We start from the raw sequence: 17581 nt of genomic DNA on the forward strand, positions 1-17581 counted from the left end.
AAAGGCGTTTGGGTCTGACACTATATTTGCAATATATACACAAATCCATTCCTGGTCTTTAAACATCACCTTATTATTTTATGAAACTCATTGCACAAATCTCACGCATCGTTGTAGGTGTCATATTCATTTTTTCCGGTTTTGTTAAAGTGGTAGACCCTGTCGGAACAGGCATTAAATTAGAAGAGTATTTTGAGGTTTTCTCGCAGGATATTCCTGCCTTGCAAGGCTTTTTTATGTTCTTTGCCCATAACTCCCTTACTCTTTCGCTTATTTTCTGTGCTTTAGAGGTTATTTTAGGGGTAGCTACTTTGTTGTCTTATCGCATGAAAATTACTTCATGGCTATTGTTAGGCATTATCGTATTTTTTACCTTTTTAACTTTCTATTCGGCTTATTTCAATAAAGTAACCGATTGCGGTTGTTTCGGTGATTTTTTGAAACTAAAGCCCTGGACGTCTTTTAATAAAGATATATTTCTGACGATTCTTATCATTGTTATTTTTATATTCAGAAAACAATACAAAGACTCAAACCTCCATGCGGTTATGGCTGTTGTGAGTCTGGTTTCGTTTGGTATTGGTATCTATGCTATCCGTTACCTGCCTCCTATCGACTTCTTGCCTTACGCAATTGGCAAGAGTATTCCCGAGCAAATGAAGCCTACCGGCATAAAACCAATCTTCGAATATACTTTTCTGAATAAGAAAACCAACAAAGAAGAAAAATCGAGCGAGTTTTTGTTAGATACCACCACTTATAAATATGTGTCATCTATCACGCTCAACGATGATAAGGTAAAACCCAAAATTACCGATTATTTTGTGAATGATGCGCAAGGTAATGTTTATACCGATTCTACTTTTATAGGCAATAAACTGTTGCTTATCTTTAAAAATATCAAAGATGTAGATGCCGATGAAATTGCCGAAATAAAGGCGTTGGCAAAAAGTGTAGAGGGTAGTAATATTGAGCCGATTATAATGACTTCGGCTATTCAAAGCGAATTTGAACAGTTTCGTCAGGCCAATGCCATCACAACTCCCTATTTTACGGCAGATGCCACAGTTTTAAAGACAATGGCACGAACAAATCCATGCGTGATTTTGTTACAAAATGGAGTAGTAAAAGGGAAATGGGGGAATCATAGCATACCGGATAAAGCAACACTCGCTGATACATTAAAATAGACACATATACTTAATTCAATTACGCCCAAACAGACAGAATGACTACGAATATTTTTTTAGTTGGTATGCCTTCTTCCGGTAAAAGCACTCTGGGGAGGCAGTTAGCCAAGAGTTTAGGATACGAATTTGTTGATTTAGATGCCCGTATTGAAATTGCAGAAGGGAAGAAAATTTCGGAAATTTTTGCCTTGAATGGTGAAGAGTATTTTCGGAAAGTTGAGAATCAACAGTTGAAAAAAATACAGAAAGATATGCGTTTGGTAGTAGCAACCGGAGGGGGCGTGCCTTGCTTTCTTGATGGATTAGAATACATCAAAAACAATGGTATCAGTATTTTTCTTGACGTAAAACCTGACAGGCTGCTTGAAAGAATGCAGGTGTCGAAGAAAAACGAGCGACCTTTGTATGACCTCGAAAATAAAGACTTATTAAGCACACTGTCAGACAAATACAACGAACGTCTGCCTTTCTACACGCAGGCTGATATTACCATTGAGGGCGATACCGACCCCGCTGCCATACTGTGGATTCTGGAGGCAGAATTTGCAAGAAAGATTCATTAGTCGTCTTGCCAAAGTATTTTAAGCCGTAAATTACTTTCTCAGGAAGTCTATAAAAAAAGAAATGACAACTCGATTGGGTTGTCATTTCACTTTCAATCTATTTGTATTTCATTAGTTAAGGCAAATCTTTGTGCAGGCCCCTTATCAGAAGAAAGTACCAATTGATACCACAAAGCTCGTGCCTTTGGTAGTCAGGTTGGCTGAACCATAATTCTGAGGGTTGCTTAACTGATAAGGCGTAAATGCGCCTTTAAACTGGTTGAAGACCCCTGCCAGATCGATAAAGAATTTCGCTGAACGATACCCTACACCACCTGTAAATAAGGTTTGCGAACGGCTCAGGTTATCAGATTTTTCCTTATAAGGGTCTGGCATATATTTGGCACCTGCTCTTACACGTATGCTCTGAATACGATACTCTGCTCCTACTTTTAAATTTACCACATCGTTATAGGTACTCTGAATACCTCTTTTCTGGTCTTCGCCCCAGGCATTATCTTCAGGGTCTTTTATACCCATGCCTCTGTAACCTACATATTCGGCATCTGCTGTAATAAACCCGGCTTTATTAGGGAAGAAAAATGTTGCTCCACCACTGGCTTTCAAAGGCGTGGTTAATGAATACGAAAAAAGGTTTTCATCGGTAGCAATATTGGTAATGGCCGAAGTCGGCACAACCGGATTACCTGCTTTAGGGTCAATAATAATATGAGAATTATAAAGCTCGGTTACACTTATCCACGAAGGTGTAGTTAAACTGGCACCTATGCTGATATTCTCGTTAGCTTTAAAAATAGTTCCCAATGAGAAATTCACTCCGCTTCCACGCACATATAAATCTTCGCCGTATTCAAATCCGTTAAAGACTACTCCATTGGCAAATCTTTCGTTATGGGTGTTTATATTTTCATAATTCAACCGAACAAACCCTATGCCTAAGCCAATATAGGTTCTGTCGTCAAAATTAATTCCATACCCTAAATTCCACTGGCTGGTTGAGCCCGTTGAAGAAATATCTCCTGTTTGTTCTACCGGCAATGCTTTTTCAATTTTGGTATAAGGCGCTCCACCACCCGACACAGGGTCAATCAGATAAGCCTGATAATACATAGCTGTGGCGGTAGCGGCGGTTCCAGAATTTGGGTCAAACTCCTCGTCAAGCATACCCGAGTCTGCGCCTCTCAGGGTAGCTCTTTCGGCAAAGAAATCGGCCATTGAACTACGCTGATTGACACCTGAGTAACGGTAGTCAGACAAAAAGCTGTTTTGTCTTGAATACGTAATGGCAAAAGCCGAACGTTTTTTGCGTGTTCCGGTGCCACTATTGCTGAATATCAAACCTAACTGGCCTATATTCGGGCTTGTAGTACTTCTGCTGAATTGGGAACCAGCATATACTGAAGAAGTATTAACTGAGTTCAGCACAGGCGTAATGCTCAATTCAGAACGGTTATAAAATCCTAAACCTGCGGGATTGGTATAGTTATTTGTAGCATCGGCACCTAAAGAAACATATCCGCCACCTAAACCCTGCATACGAGCAGAGCCGGAAATTTTTGTTTCAGAGAATCTGAAGGCATCTTCACCATAAAAGTGCCCACCTAAATTCAATTGCGCCTTAGCTCCGATTCCTCCCAACAGTAAAGAGGTGGTAATCAGAATGCGTGAGATTTTCATTTTTTTATTTAATCTTTATAATTGAAGAATTTGAAACCGGGATAAAATCCGAGTAGTTGTTTAATCATTCTTCCTGTTTAAAGGTACTGTAATTTTAATTGCTGAACTTCAAACTATTTCCTTATATGTCATCATGCCGGGCATTTTGCAGGATTAAAGTAATAGCGTAACCATTCATTGTACTTAATAGAAAACCTCGCCAAACAATGATGATTCAGCGAGGTTTCTGAATATTTTTGCAATAAATAACGTAATTACGTTTACTCTTATGAGCTTAACAAACCAGTGGCATCAATTGTTTCAGAATGCTGTTCTTATCTTGGTCCACGGCTACCACCGCCGCCACCGCTGCTGCTACCTCCACGAGAACCGCCACCACTGCTGCTTGAGCTACTACTGCTCGAACTACGGCTTGGGCTACTCCAGGTTGAGTTAGATGAAGATGACGAACCTCTTGACCAGCTATCAGAACCTCTTGAGTTACCACTACCTCTTGAATACTCACTGCTGCTACGGCTTGAGCTACTTGATGGGCGGCTGTAATCGTATGATCTTGATGAACCACCGTTGCTGTTACCGCTATCGTACCCACCATTTCTGCGTGGACGTGCATAGTAAGTATCGTTAGATGAACCTGAAGCACGAGAACTGTTTGGTGTGTTGTTGAAAGATGAGTTACTGCTCGAACCGTTTCTTCTTGGTGTAGCATAGTAGCCATCATTACCTGAATAGCTTCTGCCAGTACCTGTACCTGTAGTTCTTACATTTCCATCAGCACGACGGCCACCATCGTTAGTTCTGATAGCAGTATTGTTGAAGCGGTCGTTATAGAACGCTGAACCTCTGCCACCATCACGTGGGCCATACGTACGGGTTTTGCCCAAGCCATCTACACCAGAGGTTACATTGTAAACATAACCCGGATATCCGAATCTGCCATAACCGTAACCATAGTAATCGTATGGGCTATAGAATGAATTATAACCCCAAGGGCTATAGAATGAACTATAATAAGGGCTGTAGAAGCCACCACCCCAGAATGGGTCATAGAAACGATTGCCGAAACCACCGCCCCAGAATGGGTCATAGAAACGATTACCAAAACCACCGTAGCCCATTCCGTATCCTAAACCAAGGCCAATGCTGAAACCACTACCGAAACCGCCGAATGAATTAAACCCAAATGGTGAATAATAACCGAAACGGTTGAATGGACTTGCCCAACCCATTGGCTGGCTCCATGCGTAATCGTTCCAACCTGACTGATAGCCATCTGAGAAACCAGAAGAATAACCCGGGTCTGAAGAATAGCTACGTTGTACTTTACGTGAGTTCACATAGTTCTCGTCGTAATACTCGTCTGTCCCTTCAGTCTGAACAGGTGTTTCTTCTCTCTGATAACGAAGGTTATCGGTATAGTCAGGATTCTGATAAGTTGTTGAAGGCTGCGTAGATGTTTTGTAAGTTACCTGAGGCGCATCTTTCGACGAGCCGTAAAGGTCATCGTAATCACCTTTCGTAGCAACTTGCTTTTGACTACAACCCCAGGTACCTAAAAGCACTGCGACCGACAGGTACCTGAAAGATTTGAAAGTGTTCATTTTATCTCTGAATAATTAATTGTGAACTAAAAATACAATCATTTATGTAAATGATGCGTGAGCCTTGAAAAAGGTTGTATGAGTATTAAAAAAAAATAACAAATTTTTTACTGACCTCTTCTTACTACCCTTGCATTTGTTTGCTGATGGCCCTGCTACCGAAAAGTAACAGAATTATCTATGACAAACTTAATATAAAAACTTATCTTTGCAAGCCAATCTGAATGAAAGTTTGATTAAAATCAGACAGGATTGTGCTTTTCATAGATATTAACGAAAATAACATCTATTAGATTCATCGCAGGTCAAAAAGTTTAATATTATCAACAATTATGAGTAAAGGGCTTCCAAAACGTAGTGAGAATTATTCGGAGTGGTACAACGAATTAGTGAAACGAGCAGATTTAGCTGAAAATTCGGCGGTAAGAGGATGTATGGTTATCAAACCTTACGGGTATTCAATCTGGGAAAAAATGCAACGTGCTTTAGACGATATGTTTAAAGAAACCGGGCATACCAACGCCTATTTCCCACTTTTTGTACCCAAAAGTTTGTTTGAAGCAGAAGAGAAAAACGCCGAAGGATTTGCTAAAGAATGTGCGGTGGTAACACATTATCGTCTGAAAAACAACCCCGAAAAACCCGGTACACTGATGGTTGACCCGGATGCTAAACTTGAAGAAGAACTGGTAGTGAGACCTACAAGTGAGGCTATTATCTGGAGTACCTATAAAAACTGGATTCAATCTTACAGAGATTTACCTATACTGATTAACCAATGGGCCAATGTGGTTCGCTGGGAAATGCGTACCCGTATGTTTTTACGTACGGCGGAGTTCCTATGGCAGGAAGGACACACGGCTCATGCGTCAAGTGAGGAAGCCATTGCCGAAACCAAACAAATGCTTGAGGTATATGCCACTTTTGCCGAAGAGTTTATGGCTGTGCCGGTAGTGAAAGGTTTCAAATCGGCCAATGAGCGTTTTGCAGGAGCCGAAGAAACCATGTGTATTGAAGCGATGATGCAGGACGGCAAAGCATTGCAGGCGGGTACCTCCCACTTTTTAGGACAGAATTTTGCCAAGGCATTTGATGTAAAATTCCAGTCGAAAGAAGGGAAACTTGACCATGTATGGGGTACCTCATGGGGTGTAAGTACCCGTTTGATGGGTGCCTTGATAATGGCGCACTCTGACGATAACGGCCTTGTATTGCCTCCTAAATTAGCTCCTATCCATGTGGTAATTGTACCTATTTATAAAGGAGAAGAAGATCTGGCTACAATTAGCGAAACCATTAAGCCGATTATAAAAGAATTGAAGTCGTATGGCATTACCGTAAAATTTGATGACAGCGATGCGCAACGTCCGGGCTGGAAATTTGCTGAATACGAATTGAAAGGCGTCCCAGTACGTATGGCTATCGGGATGAGAGATTTACAGAATGGTGTAATTGAAGTAGCCCGCAGAGATACTTTAAGTAAAGAAACTCGTCCGATTGAAGGCATTGCTGCTTATGTAAAAGATTTGTTGGAAGAAATACAGGTAAATATCTATAACAAAGCTTTAAATTTCAGAAAAGAAAATTCGTTTGAGGTAAATACCTGGGATGAGTTTTTAGAGCAAATCGAGAAAGGTGGGTTCTTACATTGCCACTGGGATGGGACTTCTGAAACTGAAGAGAAAATAAAGGAATTGACCAAAGCAACTATCCGTTGTATTCCTTTAGATGCCAAAGAAGAAGAAGGAACTTGTATCCTGACTGGCAAACCATCTGGCAAGCGAGTAATATTTGCCAGAGCATATTAATACAAAGTTTGAATATTAAACAAAACACCCCTGAAAAGACTTTCGGGGGTGTTTTGTTTAAGGCTAAATAATATTTACGGTGGCAACTAAAGATTACTCTTTATTGAATACTTTAACTATTTCATACATTCCCATGTCAAATTTAGCAAATTGTAACGCTTCTTCAAGATAAGGCGAGGCACCTGTATTTTTTCTCATGTTCTCATAATCTTCTCTGCTACGCCATTGCGCATACATAGTCACTTTTGCTCCATCAATACTTTTATGAAGCGTTGAGGAGATAAAACCTTCAATGAATTTCACACTTTCATCTGTGGCTTTTGTTAGTAATTCTACTAGTCGCTGCTGATTTTCAGGTGCAACAGTAAATACATTAATTAAAATAAGGGGACTATTCATTTTAATAAAATTTAGAATGTTTTATCGAATACTATTCCGTTGAATTATCTGACGAGTATCACTCCGTTTTACGCATTTCCCTGCGAAACTCCTCATGTTGTTTAATCAGTAAATCTAGTTTTTTATGAAGGCTTCTGATTTCTTCTTCTGCCTTCTGATTAATTCTTAAATCTTCTTTGGCCCGTTCCCTGTCTTTTTCTTCCTGCCTGTTCTGACTCATCATAATCACAGGTGCCTGCAAAGCTGCTATGCAAGACAGAATAAGATTCAGCAGGATAAATGGATATGGGTCGAAGCCCTTGTTGCTTAACCAATAAATATTGAATAAAATCCAGATTAATAGGAAGCCCATAAAAGATAAAATGAAAGTCCAGCTACCACCGAAATCCGCAATTTTATCAGCCATTCTATCGCCAAAGCTAAGAGGTTTGCTATCCTCTATCAGTTGTTTTTTCATGTAGTGTCCAGTTTTTTGCTCTAAATTAAATGCTTTTTATTAATATTTTTTTAGAATGCGTGTGATAAGTTAGCTCATATTTGAAAACCTCAAAATTGACAAGACTTTATTAAACAGGCGTTAAATACAGCTTAACAGACAATTAAATAGAGCAATTTATAAATAACTGACAATCAACCCATTACACAATTCCCTTATAAATAAAACTGTATTTTTCCAGCGGCATACATTAAAAACAAAAACATTTATAGAACTTTGTCGCTTAATTTGGTGTACATATAATTCAGATTATTACGTAAGATATAAGCAAAAATACAACTATGGTAAAATCAGGCGATACAGTACAGGTACATTATAAAGGTACATTAAGCGACGGAACAGTTTTTGATAGTTCGGAAGGACGCCAGCCCTTACAATTCACTGTGGGTAGTGGAATGGTGATTCCCGGTTTCGATACAGGCGTAACAGGCATGAAAATCGGTGATAAAAAGACAGTTTTTATTCCGGCAGAAGAGGCGTACGGTCCGGTAAAAGAAGAAATGATTTTCACTTTCAACCGTCTGGATATTCCAGATAATATACCATTAGAAGTAGGTGGCACCCTGAATATGCACAACGGACATCAGGCCGTTCCGGTAATCATCAGAGAAATCTCTGCTACCAAAGTAAAATTAGACGCCAATCACGAATTAGCCGGAAAAGATTTAATTTTCGAAATCGAGTTAGTATCGGTTAAATAAAAGTCTGAAAGCAGGTTTCCTCTTTGCTCAGAAGAAGCCTGCCGCTCTTTCAAGTTAACATCTGCAATTACCAATCATTCAGAAAAATGGGAATGGGCTTAGGTCTTGTAAAGGAGACATACATCGGTTTGCTCCAGAATTATACTTCAGATACGCATTTGATAAATACGTACTGGAGTGAAATTGAGAAAGCCTATATGAATAAAGACCGCCATTACCATACACTGGCACATCTGGAAAATATGCTCAAAGAACTGACAGAAGTTCAAGACCAGATGAATGACTGGCACACAGTGCTGTTTTCGTTGTATTATCATGACATTGTGTATCATGTAATGAAGAGTAATAACGAAGAACAAAGTGCCGAACTGGCACAAAAAAGATTGCAGGCGCTGTCAGTTCCCACAACTGTAATTGAAAACTGTTACAAACAGATTATTGCTACTAAAAAACACATCCTCAGTCAGGAAAGTGATACCAACTTTTTTATTGATGCTGATTTATCAATATTAGGTAAGGATTGGTTGTATTATGAAGAATATACCCAAAGGGTAAGAAAAGAGTACAGTTTTTTCCCTGATATGGTTTATAAACCGGGCCGAAAAAAAGTATTACGCCATTTTCTGGACATGGAACAAATCTTCAAGACCCCCTATTTTTTTGATAAATATGAAGCCAAAGCCAGACAAAATATACAGAAAGAAATAGACCTGCTGTAATTTTGTTTTGCTCATAAACCCCTCAATTACACATCTTTATTAATTCATTTTCCCTTCTTTTCCTATTGCATTACACTTTTCTTTAGCTAAAGTGTGCAACCCTTCTATTGTTTTCATTCGTCATTCAGACAAAACACCGATAATTAAACACCAGATTGAATCAAGGATAATGATGAAAAAACCACAATTGGCACTGCTGCTGAAGACTTTCCTATTGTCATTAATTTTTATGGCTTGCAGCAAAAATACAGACCCATCTCCTACGGGTACAGATGAAGAAGAGAGTGCAGAAGTTCATGAAGCCGAAGGAGATTATACCTGGGCAAGTACAGATGTAGTTCCTATTACGCTCAATGGTAGTTCTATTATCGTAGGTGGCACAGGCGCAACCGTATCTGGTACTAAAGTAACCATTACAAAAGCCGGAAATTACAGCATCAGCGGTACTTTAAGCAATGGACAAATCATTGTCAATACAGAGGATAAAACCATTGTCCGACTGATTTTAAATGGTGTGGATATTACCACCTCCAACAGTTCGCCTATTTACATCAAAAAATCAGAAAAAACGCTGATTGTACTGGCAGAAAACACCCAGAACAAGCTAACCGACGGCACTTCTTACGTGTATGATGATGTGGCAGAAGAAGAACCCAATGCTACTATTTTCAGCAAAGACGACTTATCTTTTTATGGTTCGGGCTCATTAACCGTCAATGGAAATTTTGCCGATGGCATAGCCAGCAAAGACGGGTTGATTATTAAAAGTGGTAATATAACCGTAAATGCTGCCGATGATGGTATCAGAGGCAAAGATTACCTGATACTGAAAGATGGAAACATAACCATTAATTCGAAAGCAGATGGATTAAAATCTTCTAACGATACTGATACTGCCTTAGGCTATGTCATAATTGAAAAAGGTACTTACACCATAGCTGCCGGAGACGACGGGATTCACGCAGAAACCAAACTGACTATTGAGGGTGGAACCATCAATATTACAAAATCTTACGAAGGACTTGAAGGAAAACAAATAACCATTAATGATGGCACCATCCATCTTGTATCCAGTGATGACGGGGTCAATGTAGCTGATGGCACTGGCAATGAAGGCGGTTTTGGTGGTATGGGTGGTGGTGCCTCATCAAGTGGTTTGAATCTATTTATTAATGGCGGCTACTTATACCTGAATGCCGGAGGCGATGGCTTAGATGCCAATGGCTCTATTACCATGACAGGCGGTACTGTCATTGTAGATGGCCCTACTGCCAATAACAACGCTTCTTTAGATTATGATGGCTCGTTTAAAATTACCGGAGGCTTGCTGATAGCTGTTGGCAGTTCGGGCATGGCGCAGGTACCCGGTACTACTTCTACACAAAATTCTGTACTGGTTAATTTTACGGCCGCCCAGAATGCGGGTTCTTTAATCAATATTCAGAATGCAGATGGAAAATCAATAGTAACTTATAAACCTGCCAAGCGGTATCAGTCTATCGCTTTTTCGTCGAAAGAACTGGCAAATGGTACATATAATGTATTTTTAGGGGGTAGCTCAACAGGAGCAGAAAAAGATGGTTTGTACACCGAAGGCACCTATACATCAGGTACTAAAAACACCAGCTTTACGGTATCAGGAGTGGTTACCAAAGTCAATGCACGTTAGAAACTGTTTGAGTTAATCTTATTGAATTAAAAAAGGCGATTTTTGTTCAATCCTGCGCTTTAAAAATCCCGCGCGGCGTCCGCTCATTTAGCTCAGTTCCACTGCGGCTGCTAAACTCCGGTTTTTAAATCTTGTCTTGAAGCAAAAACCGCCGCGCGGCGGACCGCTCTTTTTTACCTTCAAAATTTAACTCAAACAGTTCTTAAATTTCTTATTTCATATTCGTTAGTTTGGAAAGGCTGCCCAGTTTGGGTAGCTTTTTTTATGGTGGTTAAACCACACTTTTTTTGCCACTAAAAAACATTTAGTAGATAAGTTTTGTGGTTCTTTTGAAAATAATTATTTTGCCACCGCAACAATGTGACACGGATAAATTCTTAGTATGAAGCTCGTCAAGCAGTCAAAGTTATTCTTCAAAGAAGGCAATTCTGATAAAGTTTATGAAATAGACTTATGTGAGGTTGGAAGTAATCAATACGTCGTAAATTTTCGATTTGGTAAGCGTGGCAGTACCCTGAAAGAAGGTACCAAGACAGATAAACCTGTTAGTCTGAATAGCGCCCAACAGGTTTTTGACACCCTGGAAGCTGAAAAACGCCGCAAGGGTTATCAGTCAGAACAGGAAATGTTTCAGGCATTGCCAACGCTCGCAGAATTAGCTTCTACAGCCAGTATTGAAAATGCCCTGCTGAAAAGATTACAGGGTTTTATTGATGGCAGAAACCCACTCAAATCTCAATGGAAGCCCTCAAGGGTTATCTGGAAAGTCGGGGAGTTAAAACTCAAAGAAGCAGTACCTTATATTATAAGACTGACCGACAGAGGCGACGAAATGCAAAGATATACCGCTTTGTGGGCTTTAGGTCGCATAAGCGATGCAGCGGCCATTCAAACCCTGAAATTCTACTTTTCTAATCCCAAATACTCTGATAAAGTCCGTCGCATTGCAGGTGCATCATTATTGCAGATGCTCACCGGCGATGAACGAAAAGAACATATTGCTTTTTATACCGAACGTTTACCGGAAGATTTAAAAACAGCGATTCAGAATCCGGCAATTTTACAGGAAATTCTTCCTCAGAAAGTCTTACAGCAAACACAAACCACTTATGATTTTCTGGAAGACCTCTATCTGATTTCGGTTGAGTATCCGGCTATTAAACCCATCCTAATAAACCTACTGAAAGAAATTCCATTGAAGCCAGGCTATTTCAGGGCTGTGAGGCATATTCTGAAAATAGCTGAACTTAGAGACGATTTTGAGGTATTGGGTCTGCTTTCCTACCGATTTGAAAGAACACTGCAGATGTTTGATAAGCCTGTGAGCTACGGGTATGACGATGAAGAAAGCCGTGAGAGCACCCTATACGTAACAGCAATTGGCAAATCTGTAAAGGTAAAATCGGAACTCAAAAAAAATGACAGCCGATTGGCTTATTCAGACAGAACAAGGGGCTATCTGATTCGCAAGTCCTTACGATTACTGAAAGAATCGGGGGCTAATCAACAAGACGAATATATAAAATTAGCCTTAGCGATTTTACTCTCTTATGATTCAGAAAAAGATTATAGAGACGGGTATTCAAGAGACAATTTCCGATATTTAAACAATTATCAGAACTGGGAAAATGTCCGTACTTTTTACCCGCCTTATGCCAATGCGGTTTTAATGAATCTCATTCTGTACGGTGGTGGCACTCGATTGACCTTTGCCGGAAATGCCTGGGCACTTTCAGAAAAACAGTTGATTGGTTCAAGCCAACCGAATTTAGTCAGAAATACAGTTCAGCCCAATCAGGAAAACAACCTGGTGAACAGGGTTTTTAACTCTATCTTCTCTTTATTTTCAAAGCCTGACCAACCCAATGACAGTTCCAATCGCCCGTCTATAGATCAACAATTGGAACCTATGAAAACTGAAGTTGCCAAAATACGTCGGGAAGAACTCTATCCTGAATTATGGGATAAATTTCCGCAGGCTTATATTCAGCTTTTGCTGAAAGCTAAGGTTGATAATATACACCTGTTTGCTTATAAAAACCTTACACAGCACCCCGATTACGAAAAAATAAAAGCTAAAATAGACTGGCGATTATTAGAACTGCTTCTTTCGTCAAAATATACACTTCCGGCTACCTATGGATTAGAGATTGTTAAGGAGAAACTGGAACAGAACGCCGAAAGAAGCATTATTCTTGCGTTACTGAACAGCCCTTTTCAGGCCGCAAGAGAATTGGGACAGGGATATATCAGTAAAGACTTAGCGGCTTATTTCAATGAAACAACTCTGTTGAGCAACCTGATTTTCTCTAAATATTCAGATGTAAGACAATGGGTAAATAAAACCCTAAGCACATATCCGCTTTCTGATAGCCAGAAACAGGTATTGGTTGGCAGAGGCTTAGGTCTGATAAATACCTTACAGGAAAATACGGAAGAGAACAATCTTATTATTAAAGATGGTACAGCAGTATTATTAAACGTTTGTGCAGATTTACTGAAAGGACTCAATGACTCCATGATAGTTGACCTGCTCAAAACTCCTGTAGAAGCTACACAGGTTTTTGCCGTAAAAATCATCACCCTAAAAAATACACAGCCACCTGCCGAAATTTTATCTTCATTGCTGATAAGCCCGTTTGAACAGGTACGCAAAGCCGGAGCCGAATTGTTGAGCAAATTAAAAGAAGTACTGGCTACAAATAAGGATTACGCTACCGGATTAGTCAACTTCCTTGTCCCTTTCATGACCCGCAAAGAGCCGTATGAGGGGCTGCATGAAGACATCAGAAAAATTCTGACTCATCAACTGGTGAATTACCTCCAGTCTGTTGATAGTACTACCATTATCCGGTTGATTCATGCCAATTACAGACCTGCGCAGGATTTGGGACTGGTGTTGCTCAGACAATATATAAACCCGGATATACTCACTATCAGACATATTATCGACATTGGCAATCATGAAATGATAGCCTACCGTGAATGGGTATGGAGCTTTTTTAACGAGTCTGTGGCTCGCATTAAATATGAAAGAGACGAGGCTATTCGCCTGTTAGACTCCAAATGGGACGATAACCGTGCTTTTGCCATTCATTTCTTCCGTACGAATTTCACACAGGACGATTGGAGCCCTGAAGTATTGGCAGGTATTGTTGATAGTGTGAAACCAGATATTGAAGCCTTTGGTCGGGAGTTAATCAGCAGATTTTTTGATGAAGAACAGGGAGAAGAATATCTGCTTAAACTCAGCCAGCACCCAAGTGTCAGTGTACAATTATTTGCCACTAATTACCTGCAAAGATTTGCCACAGGAGATGCCAGTAAATTAGCCGGCCTTGCCACCTATTTCCGTTCTGCCCTCACAAGGGTCAACAAAGGCAGAAGTGCTAAAGCAAGAATATTTGCTTTTTTACATCAGGAAGCCATGCAGTCAGCCGAAGCAGCAGAGATAGTTGCCGATATACTAAGGGATATTTCTGCAACCGTATCAATAGAAGACAAAGCCATTTGTATAACCATCATGCGAGATTTGCAGAAAAAATACAATAATTTATCTGTGCCGATTAAGGTACTTGATTTCCCGACAAAAGCAGTAAACGTTCATTAAATTCCACATAAACTATGACCAAAACCTATCTTGAATTATCGGAAGAGCAAGGCTCTGCCCATAAATTTTATGAAGTAACCATCGACGACGCCAATACTGTATCCGTCAGATTTGGCAGAATCGGCGATAGCGGACAATCGCAAAGCAGTTCGTTTGCTACCCTTACTGAAGCACAGGCTTTTGCCGACAAAAAAATAAAAGATAAACAGAAAAAAGGCTATGCGGTTGCTGTTCAGGGGCAAGGTCAGAAACGTTCCATTACCCGAAGAGCCGTGGAGAGTCGCCCTGCGCAAATCAAATATAGCTTACCTATTGTCTGGCGTTTTAAAACCGAATCATCGGCTTTTGGCGTGTATGTTGACGAAAGAAGTTGTTGGGTAGGTAATGAAAAAGGAGACGTGTTCAGGCTGAATCATACCGGAGAAGTAGATTTACACCACCGCCTGCCTGATGGGGTAAAATGTATTGTAGCCGATAACGACTGGATTTATATAGGTTGCGATGATGGCAATGTATATGACCTGACCGGAAAGAGGCCAAGGTTATCTTACGAAATTCAGGAGAAAATAGAAATCTACTGGTTAGATATTAACGATGGTTTGTTGGGAGTATCAAGTGCCAATGGTTCGGCCACTGTTATCAACTACGAAGACGAGGAGCAATGGAGCAACAAACAAGATGGCACAGCGGCCTGGATGATGCGTTGCGACGACCGTGGCAAAGTATTCTGTGGGGATTCGGTGGGAATTGTGTGCTATAATGGCCCTGACGGACGATTTGAATGGAAAACTCCTACTGAAGGGGCAGTATTATTCGGCTGGATTCAGAATAACAATATCTATGCTGCCACAGGGCGTAATATGGTGCAGGCTTTCTCAAAAGATGGAACTCATCTGAAAAACTATCGTACTGATGCAGTGGTATATTCCTGCGCTACATCGCCTGACGGTGCTTATATTTTTGCCGGAGACAATTATTCTTCTATCTATTGTTTTGATGAAGCAGGCAATCGTCTATGGAAATTAGCCTCGGGTTGCGGTTCGGCCTTATCTATGCAATATTTCAATGAGCATCTGTACATTGTAACTACCGACGGCTCTATTGCTTGTATTGATGCCAGACAGGAATCTATTACACAGGCACAGGCAGGTGTATTACCGCAAGTAAAAGATGTGAAAATTGCTGCCACACAATTGTCAGAAGCAATGGCTTTGAGCGATACGGCCATTGTAGAAACAGCTGCCGCCAATGCCACAGGTATATTGGTGAAATGTATAAAAGAAGGTAGCAGCCTTCGGGTGAAACCATTGAGTGATGGGTATCATAAAGACTGGTACGTACAGTTCCCTAAGAACCTTCGGGAAGAAAATGCCATTTACATTGTTGATGATTTAAGAGAAGCCACCCAGGGAGGATTCTATAGAGTTTTTGGGAATATCCTAAAATATAACCAGAATTAATTATGCTATTCAATTATAAATACGGCGGTACTACTTCGGTAGTAAGTAATGCAAATTCCGTCGGAATGTCTTTTGCGCCTGACACCTTAAGAGAACCTACTTTTTTTGTAGGCAAACTGAATAAAAAAATTGCATTCAGAGAAGCCATATCAGCATTGCACGATGTGGTGGTATCTGATATGCGGTTTAAGCCTAAAGATAAAACCGCCTATAAAGAATGGGCGGCTCAACAGGAAAAAATCTGGCTTTCGGAGTTTGTAGCCGATTTGCAGATAGAAAGTGTGAAAGAGCGCATGGCGGTAGTAAGAGAAGAACTGCAACAAATCTATAAAGAAAGAAGCAGAGTAACAGGCCCTTTTCAGACGGCTACCAGACAGTATTTCGATTTTCTTTATCAGAAAGACAGAGACCGCTGGTTTGTGTTAGACCCGGTAATTACGGTTCATCCTGACGAGGTTTTCTTCGAGTGTTTCAGTCAGGACGAATCGACTTATGGGAAGTTAGAAACCAATTATAATGTCTTTAAAGAAATCAATGAGTTTGAATGTGGCACAACCAATATTGATTATTCATCAGCCTTATATAACGAGTTTCAGAAGATAAGAGAATATAAAGAGACTGATTTCAAGATAGACCCTTCAGGGTTTACGGTAAAAACCACCAACGAAGAAGAATATAAAGAGGTAAAAATTGATTTGCCCGATAGTTGGGTACGTGGTTTTTTACAGGTAAGTTCGGCTATGACGTTACCCACTACCAGTTTTGAGCTTCATCCGATGGATGTTTATAATATCTGTCTTTTATTACGGCGGTTCAAAGAAAAAGTAGGGCCTCGCTCAATCAAATTTATTTTAAGACCAAACGAACCCGTAACCCTGCTTTTTGAACCCTTTAATAAAGAAATTATCTGTGCAAGGTCTGTTTATACCGGAAACGAAGTTAAAACTATCAGAATCTGGGGCAGACGACGCCTGTTGATTCTGGAAAGGCTGATTCCGGTTGCCAGAAAATTCACGGTGTATCTGGTAGGTTCGGGGCTCCCCTCTTTTTATATTGCAGATTTAGGCGATATGACCTATACATTGGGTTTATCGGGCTGGTCAGCCAACGACTGGTCAAGAGTCGGCAATTTTGACCTGATGGCTCCAAGAGCCGAGGTAGATGGTTTTACAGCACAGAATATCTATAATGCACTTAGGGAAAACTGGTTTGAAAAACCAAAGGCTCTGGCTAAAAGACTGAATACGGATACCAAAACTGTATTCGGAGCTTTGGGGACATTCACACAGGCAGGTAAAACCATTTATGACCTAAATCAAGGCGTGTATAGAATCCGAGAATTATCAAGAGAACCTCTGCCAATTCATCAGTTACGCTTTGATAACCCCAGAGAAGAGCAGGCGAATACGCTGGTAAAAGAAAAAAAAGTACAAATCAGTACAGAAAAGACCGCTCAAGGCTTATCTATTACCGGAAACATCAAAGGACATTACCGTAATTTCAATGCGTCGGTATTCATTGATAACGACGAGCGGATTGCCCAGGCTACCTGCAATTGTGAGTTTTATATCAAAAACAAACTTTACAAAGGACCCTGCGAGCATATTATTGCCTTGCGGATTGAGCAAAGGCAAAAGCAATAAATAAATTAGATTAATCTATTTGTAAACAAAAACAATTCAACTATT

At 40.2% G+C, this 17581-nt stretch carries 13 protein-coding genes; 9 read left to right on the plus strand and 4 right to left on the minus strand.

Annotated elements, in window-relative coordinates:
* Positions 1 to 80 precede the first annotated feature (80 nt).
* Together EWM59_RS10350 and EWM59_RS10355 are read left to right on the plus strand one after the other, a co-directional pair.
* On the plus strand, positions 81 to 1190 hold the full coding sequence (locus EWM59_RS10350; RefSeq protein ID WP_130020895.1) for a BT_3928 family protein: 1110 nt from the start codon (positions 81 to 83) through the stop codon (positions 1188 to 1190).
* A 38-nt stretch (positions 1191 to 1228) separates the two neighbouring features.
* Complete coding sequence (locus tag EWM59_RS10355) at positions 1229 to 1753, plus strand: shikimate kinase (protein WP_130020896.1); 525 nt, start codon at positions 1229 to 1231, stop codon at positions 1751 to 1753.
* 144 nt (positions 1754 to 1897) lie between these two features.
* On the opposite strand, the gene EWM59_RS10360 is transcribed toward EWM59_RS10355, so the two are convergent.
* Both EWM59_RS10360 and EWM59_RS10365 read right to left on the minus strand, forming a co-directional pair.
* Positions 1898 to 3430, minus strand: coding sequence for a hypothetical protein (locus tag EWM59_RS10360; protein WP_130020897.1), 1533 nt, complete (start codon positions 3428 to 3430; stop codon positions 1898 to 1900).
* Between the two features lie 314 nt (positions 3431 to 3744).
* Positions 3745 to 5031, minus strand: a complete 1287-nt coding sequence (locus tag EWM59_RS10365; protein ID WP_130020898.1) for a hypothetical protein — start codon at positions 5029 to 5031, stop codon at positions 3745 to 3747.
* A 332-nt stretch (positions 5032 to 5363) separates the two neighbouring features.
* Here EWM59_RS10365 and proS point away from each other — a divergent pair, with 332 nt between their 5' ends.
* The gene (gene proS, locus EWM59_RS10370; RefSeq protein ID WP_130020899.1) at positions 5364 to 6839 is read left to right on the plus strand and encodes a proline--tRNA ligase; all 1476 of its coding nucleotides are present in this window, start codon (positions 5364 to 5366) and stop codon (positions 6837 to 6839) included.
* A gap of 93 nt (positions 6840 to 6932) precedes the next feature.
* Here the strand turns inward: proS and EWM59_RS10375 are convergent, their stop codons facing one another.
* Both EWM59_RS10375 and EWM59_RS10380 read right to left on the minus strand, forming a co-directional pair.
* A complete protein-coding gene (locus EWM59_RS10375; RefSeq protein WP_130020900.1) occupies positions 6933 to 7238 on the minus strand; it encodes an antibiotic biosynthesis monooxygenase family protein in 306 nt (101 codons plus the stop codon).
* A 58-nt stretch (positions 7239 to 7296) separates the two neighbouring features.
* A complete protein-coding gene (locus tag EWM59_RS10380; RefSeq protein ID WP_130020901.1) occupies positions 7297 to 7695 on the minus strand; it encodes a DUF1003 domain-containing protein in 399 nt (132 codons plus the stop codon).
* Between the two features lie 320 nt (positions 7696 to 8015).
* Here EWM59_RS10380 and EWM59_RS10385 point away from each other — a divergent pair, with 320 nt between their 5' ends.
* From EWM59_RS10385 to EWM59_RS10410, 6 genes are all read left to right on the plus strand, one after another.
* Positions 8016 to 8435: an FKBP-type peptidyl-prolyl cis-trans isomerase gene (locus EWM59_RS10385; RefSeq protein WP_130020902.1), complete on the plus strand. Its 420-nt coding sequence runs from the start codon at positions 8016 to 8018 to the stop codon at positions 8433 to 8435.
* Positions 8436 to 8521: 86 nt separating this feature from the next.
* The gene (locus EWM59_RS10390; protein WP_229239332.1) at positions 8522 to 9154 is read left to right on the plus strand and encodes an HD domain-containing protein; all 633 of its coding nucleotides are present in this window, start codon (positions 8522 to 8524) and stop codon (positions 9152 to 9154) included.
* Positions 9155 to 9323: 169 nt separating this feature from the next.
* Positions 9324 to 10823 (plus strand): carbohydrate-binding domain-containing protein, encoded by a 1500-nt coding sequence (locus tag EWM59_RS10395; protein WP_130020903.1) that lies wholly within the window; start codon positions 9324 to 9326, stop codon positions 10821 to 10823.
* A gap of 382 nt (positions 10824 to 11205) precedes the next feature.
* Positions 11206 to 14433 carry a HEAT repeat domain-containing protein gene (locus EWM59_RS10400; RefSeq protein WP_130020904.1) on the plus strand — a complete coding sequence of 1076 codons (3228 nt, stop codon included), beginning with the start codon at positions 11206 to 11208 and terminating at the stop codon, positions 14431 to 14433.
* A gap of 14 nt (positions 14434 to 14447) precedes the next feature.
* Positions 14448 to 15893: a WGR domain-containing protein gene (locus tag EWM59_RS10405; RefSeq protein ID WP_130020905.1), complete on the plus strand. Its 1446-nt coding sequence runs from the start codon at positions 14448 to 14450 to the stop codon at positions 15891 to 15893.
* A 2-nt stretch (positions 15894 to 15895) separates the two neighbouring features.
* On the plus strand, positions 15896 to 17536 hold the full coding sequence (locus EWM59_RS10410) for an SWIM zinc finger family protein (RefSeq protein WP_130020906.1): 1641 nt from the start codon (positions 15896 to 15898) through the stop codon (positions 17534 to 17536).
* The last annotated feature ends 45 nt before the right edge of the window (positions 17537 to 17581 follow it).

Source organism: Emticicia agri (assembly GCF_004168285.1).
In the GTDB taxonomy this organism is placed as follows: Bacteria; Bacteroidota; Bacteroidia; order Cytophagales; family Spirosomataceae; genus Emticicia; species Emticicia agri.